This window comes from Olivibacter domesticus, from assembly GCF_900109575.1.
In the GTDB taxonomy this organism is placed as follows: Bacteria; Bacteroidota; Bacteroidia; order Sphingobacteriales; family Sphingobacteriaceae; genus Olivibacter; species Olivibacter domesticus.
In genome coordinates, this window is sequence record NZ_FOAF01000003.1 from 57725 (window position 1) to 76929 (window position 19205).

General features: G+C 38.1%; 20 protein-coding genes and 1 riboswitch. Of the genes, 14 read left to right on the forward strand and 6 right to left on the reverse strand.

What is annotated here, in order from left to right; genetic code table 11:
• Positions 1-30 precede the first annotated feature (30 nt).
• Both BMY50_RS14640 and BMY50_RS14645 read left to right on the forward strand, forming a co-directional pair.
• A complete protein-coding gene (locus tag BMY50_RS14640) occupies positions 31-1965 on the forward strand; it encodes a fumarate reductase/succinate dehydrogenase flavoprotein subunit (RefSeq protein WP_202907855.1) in 1935 nt (644 codons plus the stop codon).
• A 29-nt stretch (positions 1966-1994) separates the two neighbouring features.
• Positions 1995-2771, forward strand: a complete 777-nt coding sequence (locus tag BMY50_RS14645; RefSeq protein WP_238383778.1) for a succinate dehydrogenase/fumarate reductase iron-sulfur subunit — start codon at positions 1995-1997, stop codon at positions 2769-2771.
• A 97-nt stretch (positions 2772-2868) separates the two neighbouring features.
• On the opposite strand, the gene BMY50_RS14650 is transcribed toward BMY50_RS14645, so the two are convergent.
• Complete coding sequence (locus tag BMY50_RS14650; protein WP_093326010.1) at positions 2869-4548, reverse strand: M56 family metallopeptidase; 1680 nt, start codon at positions 4546-4548, stop codon at positions 2869-2871.
• Positions 4549-4577: 29 nt separating this feature from the next.
• Positions 4578-4949: a BlaI/MecI/CopY family transcriptional regulator gene (locus BMY50_RS14655; protein ID WP_093326014.1), complete on the reverse strand. Its 372-nt coding sequence runs from the start codon at positions 4947-4949 to the stop codon at positions 4578-4580.
• Positions 4950-5614: 665 nt separating this feature from the next.
• Here BMY50_RS14655 and BMY50_RS14660 point away from each other — a divergent pair.
• Positions 5615-6622: a sensor histidine kinase gene (locus tag BMY50_RS14660; RefSeq protein ID WP_093326018.1), complete on the forward strand. Its 1008-nt coding sequence runs from the start codon at positions 5615-5617 to the stop codon at positions 6620-6622.
• 20 nt (positions 6623-6642) lie between these two features.
• Entirely contained in the window at positions 6643-7368 is a 726-nt protein-coding gene (locus BMY50_RS14665; protein WP_093326020.1) for a LytR/AlgR family response regulator transcription factor, read from the forward strand.
• Here the strand turns inward: BMY50_RS14665 and BMY50_RS14670 are convergent.
• Together BMY50_RS14670 and BMY50_RS14675 are read right to left on the reverse strand one after the other, a co-directional pair.
• On the reverse strand, positions 7365-9104 hold the full coding sequence (locus BMY50_RS14670; protein WP_093326023.1) for a S41 family peptidase: 1740 nt from the start codon (positions 9102-9104) through the stop codon (positions 7365-7367). The genes BMY50_RS14665 and BMY50_RS14670 overlap by 4 nt on opposite strands.
• Before the next feature lie 48 nt (positions 9105-9152).
• The gene (locus BMY50_RS14675) at positions 9153-9368 is read right to left on the reverse strand and encodes a CsbD family protein (protein WP_093326026.1); all 216 of its coding nucleotides are present in this window, start codon (positions 9366-9368) and stop codon (positions 9153-9155) included.
• 235 nt (positions 9369-9603) lie between these two features.
• Between BMY50_RS14675 and BMY50_RS14680 the strand changes: the two genes are divergently transcribed.
• Positions 9604-10203: a porin family protein gene (locus BMY50_RS14680; RefSeq protein ID WP_093326029.1), complete on the forward strand. Its 600-nt coding sequence runs from the start codon at positions 9604-9606 to the stop codon at positions 10201-10203.
• Between the two features lie 45 nt (positions 10204-10248).
• Here the strand turns inward: BMY50_RS14680 and BMY50_RS14685 are convergent, their stop codons facing one another.
• Positions 10249-10641: a group III truncated hemoglobin gene (locus BMY50_RS14685; protein WP_093326032.1), complete on the reverse strand. Its 393-nt coding sequence runs from the start codon at positions 10639-10641 to the stop codon at positions 10249-10251.
• A 452-nt stretch (positions 10642-11093) separates the two neighbouring features.
• Here BMY50_RS14685 and BMY50_RS14690 point away from each other — a divergent pair, with 452 nt between their 5' ends.
• The 3 genes from BMY50_RS14690 (at position 11094) to BMY50_RS14700 (ending at position 13071) form a co-directional block, all read left to right on the forward strand.
• Complete coding sequence (locus BMY50_RS14690; protein WP_093326034.1) at positions 11094-11453, forward strand: hypothetical protein; 360 nt, start codon at positions 11094-11096, stop codon at positions 11451-11453.
• Between the two features lie 22 nt (positions 11454-11475).
• Entirely contained in the window at positions 11476-12228 is a 753-nt protein-coding gene (locus tag BMY50_RS14695; RefSeq protein ID WP_093326037.1) for a peptidylprolyl isomerase, read from the forward strand.
• 66 nt (positions 12229-12294) lie between these two features.
• Positions 12295-13071 (forward strand): exodeoxyribonuclease III, encoded by a 777-nt coding sequence (locus tag BMY50_RS14700; RefSeq protein WP_093326040.1) that lies wholly within the window; start codon positions 12295-12297, stop codon positions 13069-13071.
• Positions 13072-13112: 41 nt separating this feature from the next.
• On the opposite strand, the gene BMY50_RS14705 is transcribed toward BMY50_RS14700, so the two are convergent.
• Entirely contained in the window at positions 13113-13547 is a 435-nt protein-coding gene (locus BMY50_RS14705; protein WP_093326043.1) for a YybH family protein, read from the reverse strand.
• 287 nt (positions 13548-13834) lie between these two features.
• Positions 13835-13929, forward strand: a riboswitch (TPP riboswitch).
• 46 nt (positions 13930-13975) lie between these two features.
• On the opposite strand from BMY50_RS14705, the gene thiS reads away from it, so the two are divergent.
• From thiS to thiH, 6 genes are read left to right on the forward strand one after another with little or no spacing between them, the layout of a single operon-like run.
• Positions 13976-14176, forward strand: coding sequence for a sulfur carrier protein ThiS (gene thiS / locus BMY50_RS14710; RefSeq protein WP_093326046.1), 201 nt, complete (start codon positions 13976-13978; stop codon positions 14174-14176).
• 41 nt (positions 14177-14217) lie between these two features.
• On the forward strand, positions 14218-16086 hold the full coding sequence (thiC, locus tag BMY50_RS14715) for a phosphomethylpyrimidine synthase ThiC (protein ID WP_093326049.1): 1869 nt from the start codon (positions 14218-14220) through the stop codon (positions 16084-16086).
• A gap of 18 nt (positions 16087-16104) precedes the next feature.
• The gene (locus tag BMY50_RS14720; protein ID WP_093326052.1) at positions 16105-16674 is read left to right on the forward strand and encodes a thiamine phosphate synthase; all 570 of its coding nucleotides are present in this window, start codon (positions 16105-16107) and stop codon (positions 16672-16674) included.
• Positions 16675-17337 carry a thiamine phosphate synthase gene (locus BMY50_RS14725; RefSeq protein ID WP_093326055.1) on the forward strand — a complete coding sequence of 221 codons (663 nt, stop codon included), beginning with the start codon at positions 16675-16677 and terminating at the stop codon, positions 17335-17337. It begins immediately after the preceding gene.
• On the forward strand, positions 17309-18088 hold the full coding sequence (locus tag BMY50_RS14730) for a thiazole synthase (protein WP_093326058.1): 780 nt from the start codon (positions 17309-17311) through the stop codon (positions 18086-18088). Before BMY50_RS14725 ends, BMY50_RS14730 begins: the two co-directional genes overlap by 29 nt.
• A gap of 3 nt (positions 18089-18091) precedes the next feature.
• The gene (gene thiH / locus BMY50_RS14735; protein WP_093326061.1) at positions 18092-19204 is read left to right on the forward strand and encodes a 2-iminoacetate synthase ThiH; all 1113 of its coding nucleotides are present in this window, start codon (positions 18092-18094) and stop codon (positions 19202-19204) included.
• Position 19205: the final 1 nt, after the last annotated feature.

Genomic DNA, 19205 nt, shown 5'->3' on the forward strand with positions numbered 1-19205 from the left:
TAAACCTTTGCTAAAAATAGAATAAAGATTATGTTAGATTCTAAAATACCAGAAGGCCCATTGGCCGAAAAATGGTCAAAACATAAATTTAACCTTAAATTGGTTAACCCTGCCAATAAACGTAAATTTACGATTATTGTGGTTGGCACTGGATTAGCCGGAGCTTCTGCAGCCGCTTCACTTGCTGAACTTGGCTATAATGTGAAGACTTTTTGCTATCAGGATAGCCCTCGACGCGCGCACTCTATTGCTGCGCAAGGAGGAATCAATGCCGCAAAGAACTATCAGAATGATGGTGATAGTGTTTACCGTCTATTTTATGATACTATAAAGGGGGGTGACTATCGCGCCCGGGAAGCGAACGTACATCGTCTAGCAGAAGTTTCTGTAAACATAATTGATCAATGTGTTGCGCAAGGGGTTCCTTTCGCACGTGAGTACGGTGGTTTACTCGACAATCGTTCTTTCGGTGGGGCACAGGTATCACGTACTTTTTATGCTCGTGGGCAAACCGGACAACAATTACTTTTAGGTGCATACTCTGCTCTAAACCGTCAAATTCATACGGGTAAGGTAATCTCCTACACAAGGCATGAGATGTTAGACGTGGTGATGATTGATGGCCATGCAAAGGGTGTTGTAACCCGCGATTTGAAAACAGGCGAAATAGAGGCTCATGAAGGACATGCCGTGTTACTATGTACTGGCGGATATGGAAACGTATTCTTCCTTTCTACGAATGCAATGGGTTGTAATGTTACTGCTGCTTGGCGCGCGCACAAAAGGGGGGCCTATTTCGCAAATCCTTGCTACACACAAATTCACCCAACTTGTATCCCCGTAACTGGAGACCATCAATCCAAATTAACATTAATGTCTGAGTCGTTACGTAATGACGGAAGAGTTTGGGTGCCAAAAACAGTTGAATTGGCGGAGAAATTGCGTAAAGGCCAAATTAAAGCTTCAGATATAAAAGAAGAAGAAAGAGATTATTTCTTAGAACGTAAATACCCTTCTTTTGGTAATTTAGTTCCTCGTGATGTTGCTTCACGTAATGCAAAAATGATGTGTGATGAAGGAAGAGGGGTCGGTACGACAGGCCTAGCTGTATACTTAGATTTTGCGGAAGCGATTCAACGAATGGGTGAAGATACGGTTAGGGCAAAATACGGAAACCTGTTTGATATGTATTACCAAATAACAGATGAAAATCCGTATAAACAGCCAATGCGTATTTATCCTGCAGTTCACTATACTATGGGTGGCTTATGGGTTGATTACAACTTAATGACCTCCATTCCTGGTTTATATGCATTAGGAGAATGCAACTTCTCTGACCACGGGGCAAACAGATTAGGAGCCTCAGCGTTGATGCAAGGCCTTGCTGATGGTTATTTCGTAATTCCTTATACTGTGGGGGATTATTTAACCAATCTAGGAAGTTTTGCTCCTGTAGATAAGAAGCACCCGGCATTTGAAGCAACACGTAAAGAGGTAGAAGATAAAGTAAAAAAACTTCTTAGTTTAAAAGGCTCAAAAACAGTTGATGATATCCACAAAAAACTTGGACACATCATGTGGGAATATTGTGGAATGGCAAGGAATGAAAACGGCCTGAAAAAAGCTAAAGGATTAATTCAAGAATTACGTAAAGAATTCTGGTCTGACGTAACAGTCCTAGGCGACAATGAAGAGTTAAATCTATCTCTTGAAAAGGCAGGACGAGTGGCTGATTTCCTAGAACTAGGCGAATTAATGGTAGATGATGCCTTGAACCGTTCGGAGTCTTGCGGTGGGCATTTCCGCGAGGAAAGTGCTACTCCTGAAGGAGAAGCTAAACGGGATGACGAGCATTTTGCTTACGTTTCCGCATGGCAATATAACGGCGACAATCAACCGGAAACGCTTCACAAAGAAGAATTAGTGTTTGAGAACGTGAAGCTAACCCAAAGGAGTTATAAATAATTTATCCACTCAATAAATAAATAGAAATCATGAGTGAAAAAACAATGAATTTAACGCTAAAAGTTTGGCGTCAAAAAAACGAAAATACCAAAGGTAAATTCGTTACTATACAGGCAAAGGGTATATCATCGGATATGTCTTTCTTGGAGATGCTTGATGTAGTAAATGAAGACCTTACCAGAAAAGGGGAAGACCCTATATACTTTGACCATGATTGCCGTGAAGGGATTTGCGGTATGTGCTCGCTACATATTAACGGGCAGCCACACGGACCTAAACAAGGAACTACTACCTGCCAATTACATATGCGCAGTTTCCATGATGGTCAAACCATTGTAATCGAACCTTGGAGAGCCGCTGCTTTTCCTGTAATCAAAGATTTGGCAGTAGATCGTACCGCTTTTGACCGTATCCAACAAGCCGGAGGTTATGTCTCTGTCAATACAGGAGGAGTGCCCGATGGCAATGCAATTCCTATTCCAAAGATCAAAGCAGACGAAGCCTTCGAATCGGCTACGTGCATTGGTTGCGGAGCATGTGTTGCTGCTTGTAAAAATGCTTCCGCTATGCTATTTGTTTCTGCCAAGATTTCACAGTACGCTTTGCTCCCACAGGGACAGGCAGAGCGTTATGATAGGGCACAGGCAATGGTTGAACAAATGGACAAAGAAGGTTTTGGTGCTTGTACCGTCACAAAAGCTTGCGAAGCGGAATGCCCGGTAGGTATTAAGCTTACAAATATTGCACGGATGAATAGAGATTATTTAAATGCAAAATTTTTTAAGGAAAAGACTATTCATTCATAAAAATTACTTTACACTAACTAACGATAAAGCGGCTTATCTCAATAGATAGCCGCTTTTGTTTTAGCTTGGTTGTTAGATCGATCAATACTCAATACAGTTAGGGGGTAGTCTTGGTTTTTGTTGTATCCTTTATACCTGCCAAGTTTAGCTTAATTGGTAGTGAATAGGAAACCCGTACCACTTCTCCTTTAATTGAACCCGGGGTCCATTTAGGTGATTTCTTAAGTAAATTAACTGCTTCCTCGCCTGTACCATAACCTAAATCGCGCAATATTTTAAAACTACTTAGTGTACCGTCCCTCTCCACAATAAAACTCAAATGCAAACTACCTGAAACCTCGTTCTTTTTGGCCTCTGCTGGATATTTATAATTTTCGCCTACCCACTTGTAGAAGGCGTGCATTCCACCTGGGAACCTTGGTTGTACATCTACCTTATTGAAGTCTTGCACGTTCTTCGTAGTGTCAGTCCTCACCAATACAACCTGTGGCGGAAGGGTCTCTTTATCTGCCTTGGTGCTTTTAACCTGCACAACTTTAGGAGACGGTATGTCGTTTTCCTTTTCCTGAGACGATGGGTTGTAGCCCACCACAACCACTTCCTCTAACGGTTGGTATCCAGTAGGTACAACCAAAGGTGATGCATTCAGCTTTTCTTTAGCGGTTCCCGCTAAAAGGAACTTAACCCGTAACACATGCTTGCCGTCTGGCATTTCTTTCACTACTTCCGGTAGCTGCAATACACGTATTACTTCCGCTTCCTGATCGTAGCCAATGGTATTTAGAACCTTTGTTTCAAGATTATTTGTTCCTTTCTCAAAAGCAATATCCACTGCCCCCTGTACCTCATTGATCTTTGCATCACCTAAGTACCGTACATGTGTTCCTACCAGTTTATAAAAATTTGTTGCCTCAGCCTGGCCAAGAGCAAGTTCTGTTAAACGCTCGGCCTTATCACTCACCTTTGCCGAAGAAAAAAGCAGCATGCCAATAAATAAAGGCATTGCTAATACATATTTTAGCAAGGCGGGCCTTTTTGATTTATCTTTAAAAAGCATCATAATTCTGTTTTTAATAAATGATTGATTGAGAAAATTATTTGTCAAAACGTTTGACGAAACCGAAAAAGTGCGACTAATAAGTAATTCTGCATAAGCCACCTTCTCCATATGGCTTTTGTTGATAGCCTCATCCGCAATGTATTCATGTGTCAGCTTCAGCGAATTGCTTAAACAATACACTATTGGATTAAACCAATTAAAGAGTTTAACCATCTCAACAAGAAGCACATCAAAACTGTGTAATTGACGTACGTGCACCTGCTCGTGATCAATCACCTTAGCACTTTCTTCCTGTGCACCATCCACTTTAATGGTGCGCATAAAAGAATAAGCATCTCCTTCATGGTTTGTCCGCAACCAGTTCCGTAAGTATATGAATTTACGCAACAGCAAAATTAACTGCACCAAAACTCCCCCTATATACAAATAAAACCATACAGGTAGCTGAAATCCATTGTCTGTACCCACGACATCGACGTTCGGTACAATTTCCAATGTCACTGCGTCTAAACTAGAGCGTGCTGCATATACGGTAGATGCACCAAAGGCATTTTGCAACCACTCCAACTGAATTAATGGCAGCACAAATGATAGCCCAGTCGTACCTATGAGATAGATTCTATTTAACTGAAAAAATGTTTCTTTCGATAAAAAGAATCTATAAAAACCGTAAAATAGGACTAGGTAAATATTGGCAATAACTAGGTAGTTCATCATATTTACTATTTTTAATCGGTTAGCATCTTCTATTTTTTCTTCGCTTTCTCCAAGAGCCTTAATAGTTCGTCTGTCTCCTTTATATTCAACCTATTTTCCTGAATAAAAAAAGAAAGCATCTTTTTAGCTGAATTATCGAAGTAGCCAGAAATAAGTTTTCCAGCAGCGAAATCCTTGTAATCATCCTTACTTACTTTTGGGAAGTATCGATGACTCTTACCAAAGCTCTCATGACCAACAAAACCTTTGGTTTCCAGAATACGGATAATAGTAGAAACTGTATTATAAGCAGGTTTAGGATCTTCCATTTGCTCTATGATTTCCTTCACAAAGGCTTTCCCTTGTTTCCATAATTCTTGCATAACCTGCTCTTCAGCTCTTGTTAATTCTTTAATATTCATAATTATTAATTTAAATAATTTATGTAACGTTGAGTACTCAATAATACAAACATAAAACTAAAAATTTAGTTTCACAACTATTTTTTTAGTTTTGCAAGTAAGAAGCAAAAAAAAACGCTCAGTTTAACTGAACGTTCCTACTATTATATATGTGGGGGTAATGTGGGCGATGGTATCTAATCCTTATGACTTAATGAAACGTATTCCATCTTACATTCAAAATAAAAATGACCTTACATTTAAAAATTCGGGTATCGTTATAAAAGACGCGTTTAATTCTATTTTTTCATGAACCAACTCTTTATCAACATGCGTACAGACGACTATTGCTGCTATAATAATTGGGATAAGTAATAATAAAAATGGTGAGATATTTGATAGATACGTTTTCATTTTTCGAAGGATTATATGTTAAACAATTGTTTTAATTATTCACTGTACAAAGAAACGATAGGTTTTCTCTAATTTAAAGTTTTTTAGACTAACGGTTCATATTTCTAGACAAACAGCCAAGTACGAGTCATCGACTCCTTTTCTTCGTTCATCGAAGAAAATATCATGTTTGTATATCGTAGCAAATGCTATACGCTATTAAATAATATATTTGCTAAATGAAAAACAAAATATGTTCTAATTGACGATTAAAAAATGAAGTGTTTATTAATATGAAAAGAAGCCATGTTATCTATCACATCTTGGTATGGCTTGTACTTGCAGCTCTATTGCTTTTAACCAGTGAAAATAAAACAAGTATTCCGCATATCACTTTTTATACCCTGTTCACACTTTCTAACATTACAATCTTTTACACTTCTTATTTTTTTATATCCTCTTATTTCATTGGTAACAAACGATACTTAACGGGCTTAATCATTGCCTTTGTATTTACACTTACGATTGCTCTCATTAAACTAGCAATTGCTGTTTACAATAGCGATATACTCATGCGCTATGGTGATAACTTGGAAAAAACCTTTACAAAAGGTGAATATTTTTCTTCTGCTATTATCATTACACTGTTCTTTATGTTTTTAGGATATGGTTTTAGGCTGGCGTCCAATTCTTATCAGATGGAACAGGCTAGAAAAACGCTGGAAACCGAAAAATTAAATGCTGAGTTAGCTTTTCTTAAATCGCAGATTAATCCACATTTTCTTTTTAATTCGCTCAATAATATCTATTCATTAGCTTACCAAAAGTCTGATAAAGCGCCAGAAGCAATATTAAAACTTTCAGAAATCATGCGATATATGTTGTATGAAAGTAATGATGACAAAGTATCGCTAGAGGATGAGATAAACTATTTGGAGAATTACATAGATTTACAGAAATTAAGAGTTAAGGAACAGGTGTATCTGGAGCTAACCATTCATGTGGATAACTATCAACATCGTATTATGCCCCTTTTGGTAATCTCTTTCCTTGAAAATGTATTTAAGCATGGTGTTGCAACCGACAAAGAGCATCCTATTCGTATTACAGTAGAGGTACAGAATAACCGATTACATTTTAGAGCTCAGAATAAGAAGAATAAACTAAATAAAGATAAAACCGGAGGTATAGGATTAACTAACTTAAAAAGACGTCTTGAGCTTGGTTATCCAGACAAGCACACATTTATTGTCCAGGATAATGAGGATTATTACAGCAGTGAATTATTCGTATATTTATAAACCGCAAATTTCTTAAGAAAATGATACGATGTTTAGTAGTAGATGATGAGCCGTTGGCCTTGGATATCATTACTGATTATATTCAAAAAATACCCGAGCTAACATTATCTGCAAGCACCACCAATGCTATTGAAGGGCTGGGCCTTGTTCAACAAGGTGCTATTGATTTGGTATTTTTGGATATACAAATGCCTGAACTTACCGGCATTCAGTTTTTGAAGATAATAAACGGTAAATGTGATGTAATTTTAACCACTGCCTATCCCCAATATGCCTTAGAAGGCTATGAGCTGAATGTTACAGATTACCTACTTAAGCCTATTGCATTTGATCGATTTTATAAATCTGTACAAAAGGTAATCAGCCAAAAAAACAACACACATATTCGAAACGTAGTAGCTGAGACACCATTACCTTCGAATAAAGTAGGCGAGTTCATTTTTGTAAAAACAGAACACAAAATACAAAGGATTGATTACGATGACATCTATTATATCGAAGGACTAAAAGATTATATCTCTATATTCACCTCTCAGGAGCGAATTATCACCCTTCAGAATATGAAACGCATGGAAGAGACTCTTCCAGAGGAACGCTTTATAAGAGTCCATAAATCTTATATTGTGGCGCTTGAAAAAATAGAAAGTATTGAACGTGGCCGAATATCACTTAAAGAAAAGTTGATCCCCATAGGAGATACTTATAAAGACTCCTTTTTTAAACGGATAGGAGAAAAATACAGTTAATGTTGAAGGCTTGCAGCAGCTAAATCCGATTTGGGTTTTCCTATAGTATTATATTCGCCGTTACCCTTGAGCACATTATTATAAACAAGTTTTTTCTCTTCTCTCAATATCTTTTTAGCTGCCCAAATCATCGTGTCCGTTCTATTGGCTAATTCATATACCCCGGTCTGAAAATAGTATCTTGAGACAATCTCCTTTTCTAACAGTCGTTTAATCTCTTCTTTATTTAACCGTAATTCATCTTTCACATTCTCTTTAATTTTATGCGCTACGTTCCTTATGTCGTTCATGATACCGTCGTTTGTATCTTTCTTGACAATTTCTGCTTTCAATTCATTTAAAAGGTAAGTTGCTTTCGATTGATAGTTTAAATCTTTCCCTTTTAAATAATCCGAAAAATGCTGATATTCTATCTCCGTCAGTTCAAATGTATTTGGCTTTTCTATTTTAGTATGCATATTATAATAAATAGTAGCATAGTCCGAAATATAAAATTTGTTTCTTAATACCTTTGCTATTGTACTTATCCTTCTTTCCTTTACCTGCACATCCGGATAGATACCACTTCCATTGTATACTTTTCTTCCATGTTTGGTTGTATATTCCGCAATTAAACTGTCGTTCAATTTATGTACATGTCCAATGCTATCTTTATGCGAATAATCAAGTGCTTGTATACATCTTCCAGAAGGTGTATAGTATTTTGCTACCGTAACCTTTACCATATTGTTATAAGGCAGTCTGTATGTCTGCTGCACAAGTCCTTTTCCAAAACTTTGCTCGCCCAAAACGACGGCGCGATCCATATCCTGTAGCGCTCCGGCAACAATCTCAGAAGCTGAAGCGGAATTATTGTTTATTAAAACAACTATTGGTAATGAGGGCAGAAGAGGTGAATTATTAGTAACATAAGAAAATACCTGATTAGCATGGCTACCGCGTTGCACAACAACTTCTTCGCCCTTATTGACAAATAAGTTAACTATTTTTACAGACTCTTGCAATATTCCCCCGCCATTGTCCCGTAGGTCGAGAACCAACCCTCGCAGTGTTGCTCTTTCTTTAAACCTTAGCAATGCATTCTGCACTTCATTTGCCGCCCCACTTAAAAATTTATCAAGCTTAATATACCCTATACCGTCTTCTAAATAGGTCGAAAAAGCAACATTGGGCTGAATTATTTGACCTCTCTTCACGTCAACATCCATCACTTGCCCGTTTTTACTTTCCCTAATTTTTAATTTTACTTCTGTGCCTGCAATTCCTTTTAGCTTATTACTTATGTCTATCGCTTTCTTTCCTTTCAAGGGCTCGTTTCCTATTGCGAGGATTTCGTCTCCAACGTGTAAACCTGCCTTAGATGCCGGACTTTGTTCAAACACCTCAGCAATAAAAAAAGTTCCATCGGTCTTTTCCATAATCCGAGCACCTAACCCACTATATTGCGTACTAACATATCTCAATTTAAAATCTTCAAGCTCAGATTCAGGAATAAATTCTGTATAAGGGTCAAGGCTCTCCAGCATAGCACCTATCCCCGCCTTCATTAAATCATCTGAATTCACCTCATCAACATAATTCAAACTAACCTGACGGTATAATGCGGAAAATATTTCTAGGTTTTTCCCTATGTGAAATAGGTCATCTTTTATAAATGTAAAGGCCGTTAGAGAAAGCCCTACCAGCAACCATAATGACACGTTGAACCATCGTTTATTTTTGATTAATCGTTTCATTTACCGGTAAATTTAAAGATGCTCCCTACAAGGCAAACATTAGCTTCATCATAATCTATTACTAGACAAATTGGCAAGCCCCTTTTTTAGGGTGAACAATATATATTCAGGTTTTCTTTTTACTCTTTCGGCCAATCGGTCAATCAACTCTTGTTCTTTACCTGTCTGATAGGTAAGATCTTCTTCTGAAAGATGATTGTACTTACGTTTAACTTTTTCTTTAAGAATTTGCCAATCTGCTTCGTTTAAAGTAAGAGCTGTCATAAATCATCGTTTTAAACAAAATAAAACAAAATTTCTTCCAAAACAAAACACCTTAACGATTTAAGTTTTTTTATTTGACTAATTCTACCAAGATATTTTTTGTTCATTATCAACTAATTGATTGTTAATAAGTTATATGATTTAAACAATTTAGGCTCGAAATTTGTGGATAGTGTGAGCGGTACTAAAACATTACCCGAACTAAAGAATTAACAATTAAAAACTTCGTATTAATATGAAAAAAACACTTTTATCTATTTGTATATTAATTAGTACAGTGACGTTCGCTTCTGCCCAACTATTACCGACCTTTCAATTAGGTATAAAGGGCGGGTTAAATTTTTCTTCTTTGAAGACTGACGACAATTGGTTCGACAAAAGCAGTCGTACGGGCTACCAAGCAGGTCTATGGGCTCGTATAGGCGGGGCAGGCTTTCATTTTCAACCGGAGCTCTATGTAACCGGTAAAAATGCAAAAGCGACAGTGAACGAAGGAGATGCTGAAGTAAAAATGGATTTCACCAGCTTAGATTTACCCCTTTTATTGGGAACAAGAATAGGATTAGGCCCCATCGCTGCCCGTGTGCAAGTAGGTCCGGTAATTTCCTTTCTAATTGATAAAGACAATTCTATTTTCGACAGATTAGGTGATGTTGGTAGAACTGGCTCTTATAAAAGTCAGGCGATTGCCTTAACAGGCGGTGTAGGGGTAGATATCATGCGACTTAGAGCTGACCTTCGTTATGAACACGGCTTAAGCAACTTAACTAAGGACGGCGCAGAATCTCAAAAATTAAATTTATGGACAATTGGGATTGGCTATAGGTTATTCTAAAAATACTTAACTCAAAGAGATTAAAGCAGACCATAGAGGTCTGCTTTATTTTTTAGTATCCTCTTTATAAACGCCAATTTTCGTTTGCATAATAACGGCAATAGTTCTGGCTCTAAACTTCACCTCTTCTGCATTTACTCCTGCAAATAGCTCATCAACGGTAAGCTCCCATATTTCTAGCCATCGATCAAAATGTATGGTCTTAAATGCAGATAGATAATTTAAGTTCATATGTTTATACATCATACCACCACTATATCCACCGGTTTTAAATAAAATATTCTCCCAAAATGATACAATAGTCGGGATATGCTCATCCCAATTTATGGGAATAACACTTGTAAAATAATGCCCAATCAGCACATCTTTTGTAGCTCTTTCGTAAAACGATCCAACCAATCTTTCTATGTCTTCTCGACTGCTAATATCTAACATCATTTTATAATTTTAACGTAGCCCTACAAAGATAAGCATAAAAAAGGCTACCAAGAGTTTGGTAGCCTTCCGTCAGATACTAAAACAAACAGTACATACTTCTAAAGTACTTTACCGTTATCTTTTGCTTCGCCTTATTCTATTTAAGCGAAGCTTTTTCTTTATATTATGAATACCTTTACGGCTTCAACGTTCTTTGTTCCTGCTCACCTCAATAAGATGATTTAGATAGGAGACCTTGTTGAGAATTTATTTACTACAAACAGCCCTATTGATTCTGCGTGTTAACATAGAAATAACGTGCCAATTTTAAAATATCCCTCAAGACAATAAAAAAGCCGTTTTAAGAATGTTTCCCCAAATGCACACAGCCACAAACTGTAGAATTATATACACACATAGGGCAACAAAAAAGAGAGCCGGGAATGAATATGATTATATTATCTTTGTAGACTATGAATGCAGCTGAAATCAACAATCGTTGGCGTGTATTACAAAAGCATACGGCGTCACATTTTGATACCGATACACCCGATATAAAAATTCTTCTTTTTTTGATTGGTGTTCAAGAGTTAGGAAAGGGACCCATGACGTTCAGTAAAAGGCAAAAAGAGGAATTGATGCATATAGCAACCTGTAGGTTATTTAGTGGCATGGGTTTTTATGAACTTGAAGGATTAGACCAAGATGGCTGGCCTCATTGGCGACTTATAAAGCCCATCCCGAATTACACTTTACTGGAGCAAGAAATGATTCTTAAATCATTGATCATTGACTATTTTGAAGAACAAATCCCTAATTCAACCACGCTGTAAACAATTATATCTTTTCTTAAAAATGAAGAAAATTATTCTCTTATTGCTCTGTATTTTTGTCGGTCTTTTTAGTTATGCGGCGCTTCCCGAACATAGTTATATCCGTATAACCGTAAATAACAAAGAATGTATTGTACAATTAAGCAATCTGACGCCGAAACATCGCGATAACTTTATTAAACTTGTTAAGGAAAGCATTTATGACAGTACTCTTTTCCATAGAGTAATAAAAGATTTTATGATTCAGGGCGGGGATCCAGATTCGAAAGGAGCTGCTTCTGGGACGCTTTTAGGTGAGGGTGATTTAGGATATACTATCCCTGCAGAATTTAACGATAGCCTTTTTCACAAAAAAGGTGCACTTGCCGCTGCTCGAGACAATAATCCTGAAAAAGCCTCAAGCGCAACTCAGTTTTATTTGGTGCAAGGTAAAAAATATACTGCAAAAGAGCTGGACCGTATGGAAGAACTCAAACTAAAGGGACAAAAAATTCCCGAGACACATCGCAAGGTATATGAAACACTGGGTGGCTCACCTTTTTTAGACCATAACTATACCGTGTTTGGTGAAGTTGTTAAAGGTATAGATCTTATTGACAGCATCGCGGCTCTTCCTACGGACAGTAACGATAGACCCTTGCAAAATCAAATCATAAAAATGGACATCCTTACACCCCTAGCTGTACGAAAACTAGAAGCCGAATTAAAGGGGGAGCCTTATAAACCATCCATATTCAGGCGTTTTTTAGATCTATTTGTCAAGGACAATTATTAACAGTAACCACGACGGAATGGTCATGACTATATTTATAGCACCCTTTCTTGATGTTCAGAACAACGGATGACGAAAATTATAACTTACAACGTAAACGGTATAAGGGCCGCCTTGCGCAAAGACCTATTAAGTTGGCTCAAAACAACCAACGCTGATATTATTTGCCTGCAAGAAATCAAGGCATCTCCCGATCAATTAATAGATCTTCTACTGCTAGAAGGCTTAGGCTATGAACATTATTGGTTTCCCGCGGAAAAAAAGGGGTATAGTGGCACTGCCATTTTAACAAAAAAGACGCCTAAACATATTGAATACGGGTGTGGCATTGAACTATATGATAAAGAAGGCAGAATAATCCGCGCTGATTTTGAAGCCTTTTCTGTTATTAGCGCTTATTTCCCTTCCGGATCTAGCGGAGATTTAAGGCAAGATTTCAAGTATCAATTCTTGGACGACTTTCAACAGTATAGCGACAAACTTCTTACGGAAATACCCAATCTTGTTATTTCCGGAGATTACAATATCTGTCATAAAGCTATCGATATTCACAATCCTAAGGCTAATGCTAACTCATCTGGCTTTTTACCAGAAGAGCGGACGTGGATGGACGGTTTTATAAATAGTGGTTATATCGATTCTTTTAGACATCTACACCCCGAACCTCATCATTATACCTGGTGGAGTTATCGAGCCAACGCCCGTGCTAAAAATTTGGGTTGGCGTATTGATTATAACATGGTAAGCAAGGCCCTTGAGCATAAGATTAGACACGCACAAATTTTACCAGAAGCGGTACATTCAGATCATTGTCCTGTGTTGTTAGAATTGGATGCCTTTCTTTAATAAGTAGTCAATTGCAAGCATAATAACTATACCCTAACAGCTTAACTCTGGCTGGTATGATCGGAAATGATAACCCACTTATCGGCTATTTTCTTAAAAAGAAGGGTAAAAGTTCCACCGATATCACCCTTCTTTCGTGTTAAATGCCACTTACCGAGCACGAAATAGTAATCCTCTGACAAGGGATTAACTTGCAAGAGGTCAAACTTAAGTTTTCCCATACTTGCTTGGTCGGGATAGGTTTTAAGGTAACGATCAAAAGCTGCCTGCCAGCCATACACTGGCCCTTGGCTTCCAACAAAAAGCAAGCTATCGCTTTTCCAGTAAACCTCCATAAAAGCGGCAACGTCCCCTTTGTTCCAAGCCTCCTGCTGTAAACTCATCGCTCCTCTTATATCTTTTTCGGCATTATTTTGTCCATATACTTGTAATACACCCATTAATAAGATACTGCAACATAAAAAAATTGTCTTCATCTGTTATTTTTTGTTTTTTTGATCAGTAGAGCCATTGATTATTAAAATCATCAGTTGGAATTACACTTTAAAACCTAAATCCGGCAATTTCATTCAGCGTTCACACATCTTAGGCTCGTAAATGTAATTCTTTAAAGGGATTAAATTAGTGATTATCTATCATTATTAGTGATTTTTCCTTAAAATCGCCGATAACTCAATCCATATATAAATTTAGTAACAAAAATGCTATTCAACTTTTAAAATTAAGTATTTGGTAGATTGGTAAAATATTTTATACCTTTGACTTAATGCTTTAGGGGTGTCCCATTTTTGGGGCTGAGAGTTACCCTCACAACCTGCTCAGGATAATGCCTGCGAAGGGAAAAGTAAGAGCCTCATCACTGTTATTTCTTTGGTGACTTCTAAAGCAAAAAATTATTGCAATTATGGAAGTCATCATCAATCAAAAAACATTTTACGTAAACTCCAATAGTTTAACTGAAGCCTTACAGCTTTATGGCCTTTCGCTAAAAAAGGGTATTGCAATCGCTGTAAATAATCGTGTTGTTCCGAAGTCGTCCTGGAATTCCTATTCACTACAACCGTCAGATCAAATAACTGTAATCACGGCCGCTCAAGGTGGTTAACGTAATATGATTGTCTAAAATAACGAATTAAACTTATCTCCATGAAAATAGAAAAACTTCCCACAGAACAAACAATCAGTAGAACACCTTTTCCTGGTTCAAAGAAAATTTATGTTAAGGGTAATATTCATAAAATCCTTATTCCTATGCGTGAAATTAGTTTGGCTCCCACTACCGATCGCTTTCGCAATATAACGGAAGAAAATTCACCTGTCACAATTTATGACACCAGTGGGCCTTATACAGATCCGGCAGTAGAAATTGATGTTCGGAAAGGACTGCCCAAGCTGCGTGAGCAATGGATCGAAGAGCGCAATGATACGACCAAGCTCGAATCCATTTCTTCCGAATATGGAAAATCGCGTCTTTTCAATCCCGATCTCAATTATCTACGGTTTGAATATTCGCAGAAGCCCAAAAAGGCAAAACAAGGCCACAACGTTTCTCAAATGCATTATGCCAGGCAGGGAATTATTACACCTGAAATGGAATTTATTGCCATTAGAGAAAACCAGCGTCTGGAAGAGCTTTATAGTAAAAACAATGACATGTGGCAACAACATAAAGGACACAACTTCGGTGCCTTTAGTCACAAGGGCTTTATAACTCCTGAGTTTGTGCGAGAAGAAATTGCTAGAGGAAGAGCTGTACTTCCAAGCAATATTAACCATCCAGAAATAGAACCAATGATTATTGGAAGGAATTTTTTGGTTAAAATAAATGCCAATATTGGCAATTCCGCGGTGACATCCAGTATTGAAGAGGAGGTAGAAAAAATGGTTTGGGCCATCCGGTGGGGCGCTGATACAGTGATGGATTTATCAACAGGTAAAAATATCCACGAAACACGCGAATGGATTATCAGGAATTCACCCGTTCCCATTGGTACCGTTCCCATTTATCAAGCGCTGGAAAAAGTAAATGGAAAAGCAGAAGAATTGACCTGGGATATTTTTAAAGATACACTTATCGAACAGGCAGAGCAGGGTGTAGATTATTTCACCATCCACGCAGGGGTTCGCCTTCCTTATGTTCCGCTCACTGCAAAACGTGTAACGGGTATTGTTTCACGAGGAGGGTCGATTATGGCTAAATGGTGTTTGGCCCATCATCAAGAGAATTTTTTATATACACATTTCGAAGACATATGCGAGATCATGAAGGCTTACGATGTTAGTTTTTCATTAGGAGATGGTTTACGACCCGGATCAATTGCTGATGCAAATGATGCAGCCCAATTTGCTGAACTTGAAACGTTAGGAGAATTAACACAACTTGCATGGAAACATGATGTTCAGACCATGATCGAAGGGCCCGGACATGTTCCAATGCATATGATTAAAGAAAATATGGATAAACAGTTGAAGGAATGTGGTGAGGCTCCTTTTTATACCTTAGGGCCGCTTACAACAGACATAGCTCCCGGGTATGACCACATTACTTCCGGCATTGGAGCAGCGATGATAGGGTGGTTCGGCACATCTATGCTTTGCTACGTAACACCCAAAGAGCATTTAGGCTTACCTAATAAAAAAGATGTAAAAGATGGGGTAATCACCTATAAGATTGCTGCACACGCGGCAGATCTAGCAAAGGGACACCCCGGAGCTCAACATCGCGATAACGCGATGAGCAAGGCGCGATTTGAATTTAGATGGGAAGATCAGTTCAATTTAGCCTTAGATCCTGACACCGCGCGTGAATTTCATGATGAAACACTTCCCGCTGAGGGCGCTAAAACAGCTCATTTCTGCAGCATGTGCGGCCCAAACTTCTGTAGTATGAAGATCACACAAGATGTTAGAAAATATGCAGAGGAGCAAGGCCTAAACGAAAAGGAGGTATTCGACAAAGGTATGGATGAAAAAGCCGCGGAATTTAGAAACAACAACTTTGAAATTTATTCGTAATTCGGTGAATAAGCGGCCATGAAAACTGTTGTCATAACGGCGGAAACCTTTTTAAAAGACGAGATCGAGCACATTGAGGAGTTATTTGATGCGGGCTTACAATGCTTGCACATAAGGAAGCCCTCAGCGGATTCAAACAGAATAAAACGTTTTATAGGTTCTATCAATAGTTCGTTTCATAATAGAATTATCGTTCATAAACACACTGAATTAATACACTATTTTAATTTAGCAGGTGTGCATGTTAACAGGAGTCAATTTAAATCATTAAGAATGCCCTTTGGTATAGTATCTACTTCGGTTCATGCACAAGCGGAGCTCGAAGAATTGGATAGACAAGAAGGCCAGCTTTTTATAAGCCCCGTATATGATAGCATATCAAAAAAGGGATATTTAGGCAATTGCGAACTGCTTTCCCTTGGCAGACATGCAAGAAAATGTACGTTAATCGCCTTAGGCGGCATTAACGATCAAAACATACAAAAAGTAAAAGAACATGGATTTGATGGAGCGGCATTACTGGGATATATATGGGAAAGTGACAATCCTTTAAAGCGTTTTCTTCATATCAAAAACTTAATAAATTAGATGAAAGTCATTGCAAAACTTCACTATATTACCCATCCTACGAGCCATTTAAGCACCTTGGAACAGGTAAAAATGGTTACCGCCGCAGGGGTAGAATGGATTCAATTCCGACGAAAAGATTTGACTGACTCCGCTTTTAGGCAGGAAGCCTCTCTCAGTATGAATCTAGCGAAAGCAAATAAAGCAACCTTTATAATAAATGATAGGGTATTTGTTGCCCAAGAGTTGGAAGCAGACGGCGTTCACCTTGGTAATGAAGATATGAACCCTATGAAAGCACGTGAAATCCTTGGAGATGACAAGATTATCGGATGCACGGCTAATACCTTTGATGACATTCTCCGCCTCAGTTTGTTACCCATTGATTACATCGGACTAGGTCCTTACCGACACACCCCTACAAAGACAAAACTAAGTCCGATTTTAGGGCTTTCCGGTTATTTGGATATTCTCCAGAAAATGGCTGATCACAATATCTCCATTCCTATTATTGCCATAGGCGGTATCTTACTGAATGACCTTACTGCCTTGTTTAATACCGGTATACATGGGATAGCACTTTCAGGAGCAATTACCAGTAGCGATTCTCCACAAACTTTATGTAATAACATATTAAAAGAAATTGAAAGAACGTATGACACAAACATTAAAGATTGCCGATAAAATTTTCTCCTCCCGATTATTTACCGGAACTGGAAAATTTGGATCCACAAAAACAATGGAAGAAGCGCTCTTAGTTTCTGAAAGTGAGTTGGTAACAGTAGCGTTAAAACGTATTGAACACCAGCAAAGGGAACAAGACAACTTGTTAGCATGTCTTCATCATGCTCATATAAACCTACTGCCGAACACTTCCGGTGTCCGTACAGCTAAAGAGGCTATTCTTGCAGCAGAATTGGCAAGGGAGGCATTAGAAACAAATTGGTTAAAACTAGAAATACATCCAGATCCTAAATATTTAATGCCTGATCCCATCGAAACGTTAAAAGCAGCGGAGGAGCTTGTCAGATTGGGCTTTATAATACTTCCTTACTGTAACGCAGATCCTGTACTTTGTAAACGCTTGGAAGAGGTTGGCGTTGCTGCAGTGATGCCTTTAGGAGCTCCTATTGGCAGCAACCAGGGACTGAAAACGCTGTCTATGTTGGAGATCATCATTGCACAATCGACAGTGCCCGTAATAATTGATGCAGGTATTGGAAAACCCAGCCATGCCGCACAGGCAATGGAAATAGGAGCAGATGCAGTGCTAGTAAACACAGCGATTGCTACAGCCGAAAACCCCATTAATATGGCATTGGCATTTAAACAGGCGGTCATTGCGGGTCGACTAGCTTATGAATCAGGCTTAAGTCCAATGATCAAAAAAGATGCTTCTGCCTCTAGTCCGCTTACTTCCTTCTTAACCGTTTAAAATATGTTTTCGGAAAGTTTTAATAAATATAGATGGGAAGCGGAACAAATTTCCATCTATGGAAAAAATGCCTTGGATGTTGAAAAAGCGTTGAGCAATATAAAGCGATCATATGAAGATTTTAAAGCGCTAATTTCACCTGCTGCCACACCGTTCATAGAACAGATGGCCCAAATCAGCCATCGTGAAACTCAAAAACGTTTTGGTAAAACAATTCAATTATATGCACCTCTCTATTTATCAAATGAATGCCAAAACATATGTACCTATTGCGGTTTCAGTTTGGATAACAAAATACCGCGCAAAACATTAACAACCTTCGAGTTATTACAAGAAATTGATGCCATTAAACAGATGGGTTACCAACATATATTATTGGTAACGGGAGAAGCCCAACAAATGGTTGGCATGGATTATTTTAAAAAAGTACTACCTATCGTTAAATCTCATTTTGCACACGTTGCTATGGAAGTACAGCCTCTAGATGAACATGAATACCAAGAATTACACACACTTGGCGTGAATACAATTTTAGTATATCAAGAAACCTATCACCAAGAAGACTATAAAACACACCATCCTAAAGGTAAAAAATCGAATTTTTATTACCGACTTGAAACACCCGACAGGATTGGGAAGGCAGGTATACATAAAATAGGTTTAGGTGCCCTGTTGGGATTAGATGACTGGCGTACGGATAGTGCTTTTACGGCTCTTCATCTCCTTTATTTAGAAAAGCATTATTGGAAAAGTAGGTTTTCGGTTTCTTTTCCGCGACTAAGACCACATGCTGGTGGATTAGTCCCCAAGTCAATTATAACGGATGCTGAATTAGTTCAGTTGATATGTGCGTGGCGAATTTTTAACAGCGATATAGAACTATCTATGTCGACACGAGAAAGCTGGACCTTTCGTGATAACATCATAAAATTAGGCATCACCTCCATTAGTGCAGGTTCTAAAACCAATCCGGGAGGTTATGCCGTTGAACCCGAAAGCCTTGAACAGTTTGAGATTGATGATAGCAGATCTCCGTCACAGATAGCCCGTATTATTAAGGAAGCAGGTTACGACCCTATTTGGAAAGATTGGGACGCTATTCTTCAAACTACTTAAC

What these genes read in the sequence shown, in the direction of transcription:
- BMY50_RS14665 (WP_093326020.1), top strand. Translation starts at nt 6,643, where the DNA reads ATGATACGATGTTTAGTAGTAGATGATGAGCCGTTGGCCTTGGATATC.
- BMY50_RS14725 (WP_093326055.1), top strand. Translation starts at nt 16,675, where the DNA reads ATGAAAGTCATTGCAAAACTTCACTATATTACCCATCCTACGAGCCAT.
- BMY50_RS14720 (WP_093326052.1), top strand. Translation starts at nt 16,105, where the DNA reads ATGAAAACTGTTGTCATAACGGCGGAAACCTTTTTAAAAGACGAGATC.
- BMY50_RS14730 (WP_093326058.1), top strand. Translation starts at nt 17,309, where the DNA reads ATGACACAAACATTAAAGATTGCCGATAAAATTTTCTCCTCCCGATTA.
- thiS (WP_093326046.1), top strand. Translation starts at nt 13,976, where the DNA reads ATGGAAGTCATCATCAATCAAAAAACATTTTACGTAAACTCCAATAGT.
- BMY50_RS14640 (WP_202907855.1), top strand. Translation starts at nt 31, where the DNA reads ATGTTAGATTCTAAAATACCAGAAGGCCCATTGGCCGAAAAATGGTCA.
- BMY50_RS14660 (WP_093326018.1), top strand. Translation starts at nt 5,615, where the DNA reads ATGAAAAGAAGCCATGTTATCTATCACATCTTGGTATGGCTTGTACTT.
- BMY50_RS14680 (WP_093326029.1), top strand. Translation starts at nt 9,604, where the DNA reads ATGAAAAAAACACTTTTATCTATTTGTATATTAATTAGTACAGTGACG.
- BMY50_RS14675 (WP_093326026.1), bottom strand. Translation starts at nt 9,368, where the DNA reads ATGACAGCTCTTACTTTAAACGAAGCAGATTGGCAAATTCTTAAAGAA.
- BMY50_RS14705 (WP_093326043.1), bottom strand. Translation starts at nt 13,547, where the DNA reads ATGAAGACAATTTTTTTATGTTGCAGTATCTTATTAATGGGTGTATTA.
- BMY50_RS14645 (WP_238383778.1), top strand. Translation starts at nt 1,995, where the DNA reads ATGAGTGAAAAAACAATGAATTTAACGCTAAAAGTTTGGCGTCAAAAA.
- BMY50_RS14650 (WP_093326010.1), bottom strand. Translation starts at nt 4,548, where the DNA reads ATGATGAACTACCTAGTTATTGCCAATATTTACCTAGTCCTATTTTAC.
- BMY50_RS14700 (WP_093326040.1), top strand. Translation starts at nt 12,295, where the DNA reads ATGACGAAAATTATAACTTACAACGTAAACGGTATAAGGGCCGCCTTG.
- BMY50_RS14655 (WP_093326014.1), bottom strand. Translation starts at nt 4,949, where the DNA reads ATGAATATTAAAGAATTAACAAGAGCTGAAGAGCAGGTTATGCAAGAA.
- BMY50_RS14695 (WP_093326037.1), top strand. Translation starts at nt 11,476, where the DNA reads ATGAAGAAAATTATTCTCTTATTGCTCTGTATTTTTGTCGGTCTTTTT.
- thiC (WP_093326049.1), top strand. Translation starts at nt 14,218, where the DNA reads ATGAAAATAGAAAAACTTCCCACAGAACAAACAATCAGTAGAACACCT.
- BMY50_RS14685 (WP_093326032.1), bottom strand. Translation starts at nt 10,641, where the DNA reads ATGATGTTAGATATTAGCAGTCGAGAAGACATAGAAAGATTGGTTGGA.
- BMY50_RS14690 (WP_093326034.1), top strand. Translation starts at nt 11,094, where the DNA reads ATGAATGCAGCTGAAATCAACAATCGTTGGCGTGTATTACAAAAGCAT.
- thiH (WP_093326061.1), top strand. Translation starts at nt 18,092, where the DNA reads ATGTTTTCGGAAAGTTTTAATAAATATAGATGGGAAGCGGAACAAATT.
- BMY50_RS14670 (WP_093326023.1), bottom strand. Translation starts at nt 9,104, where the DNA reads ATGAAACGATTAATCAAAAATAAACGATGGTTCAACGTGTCATTATGG.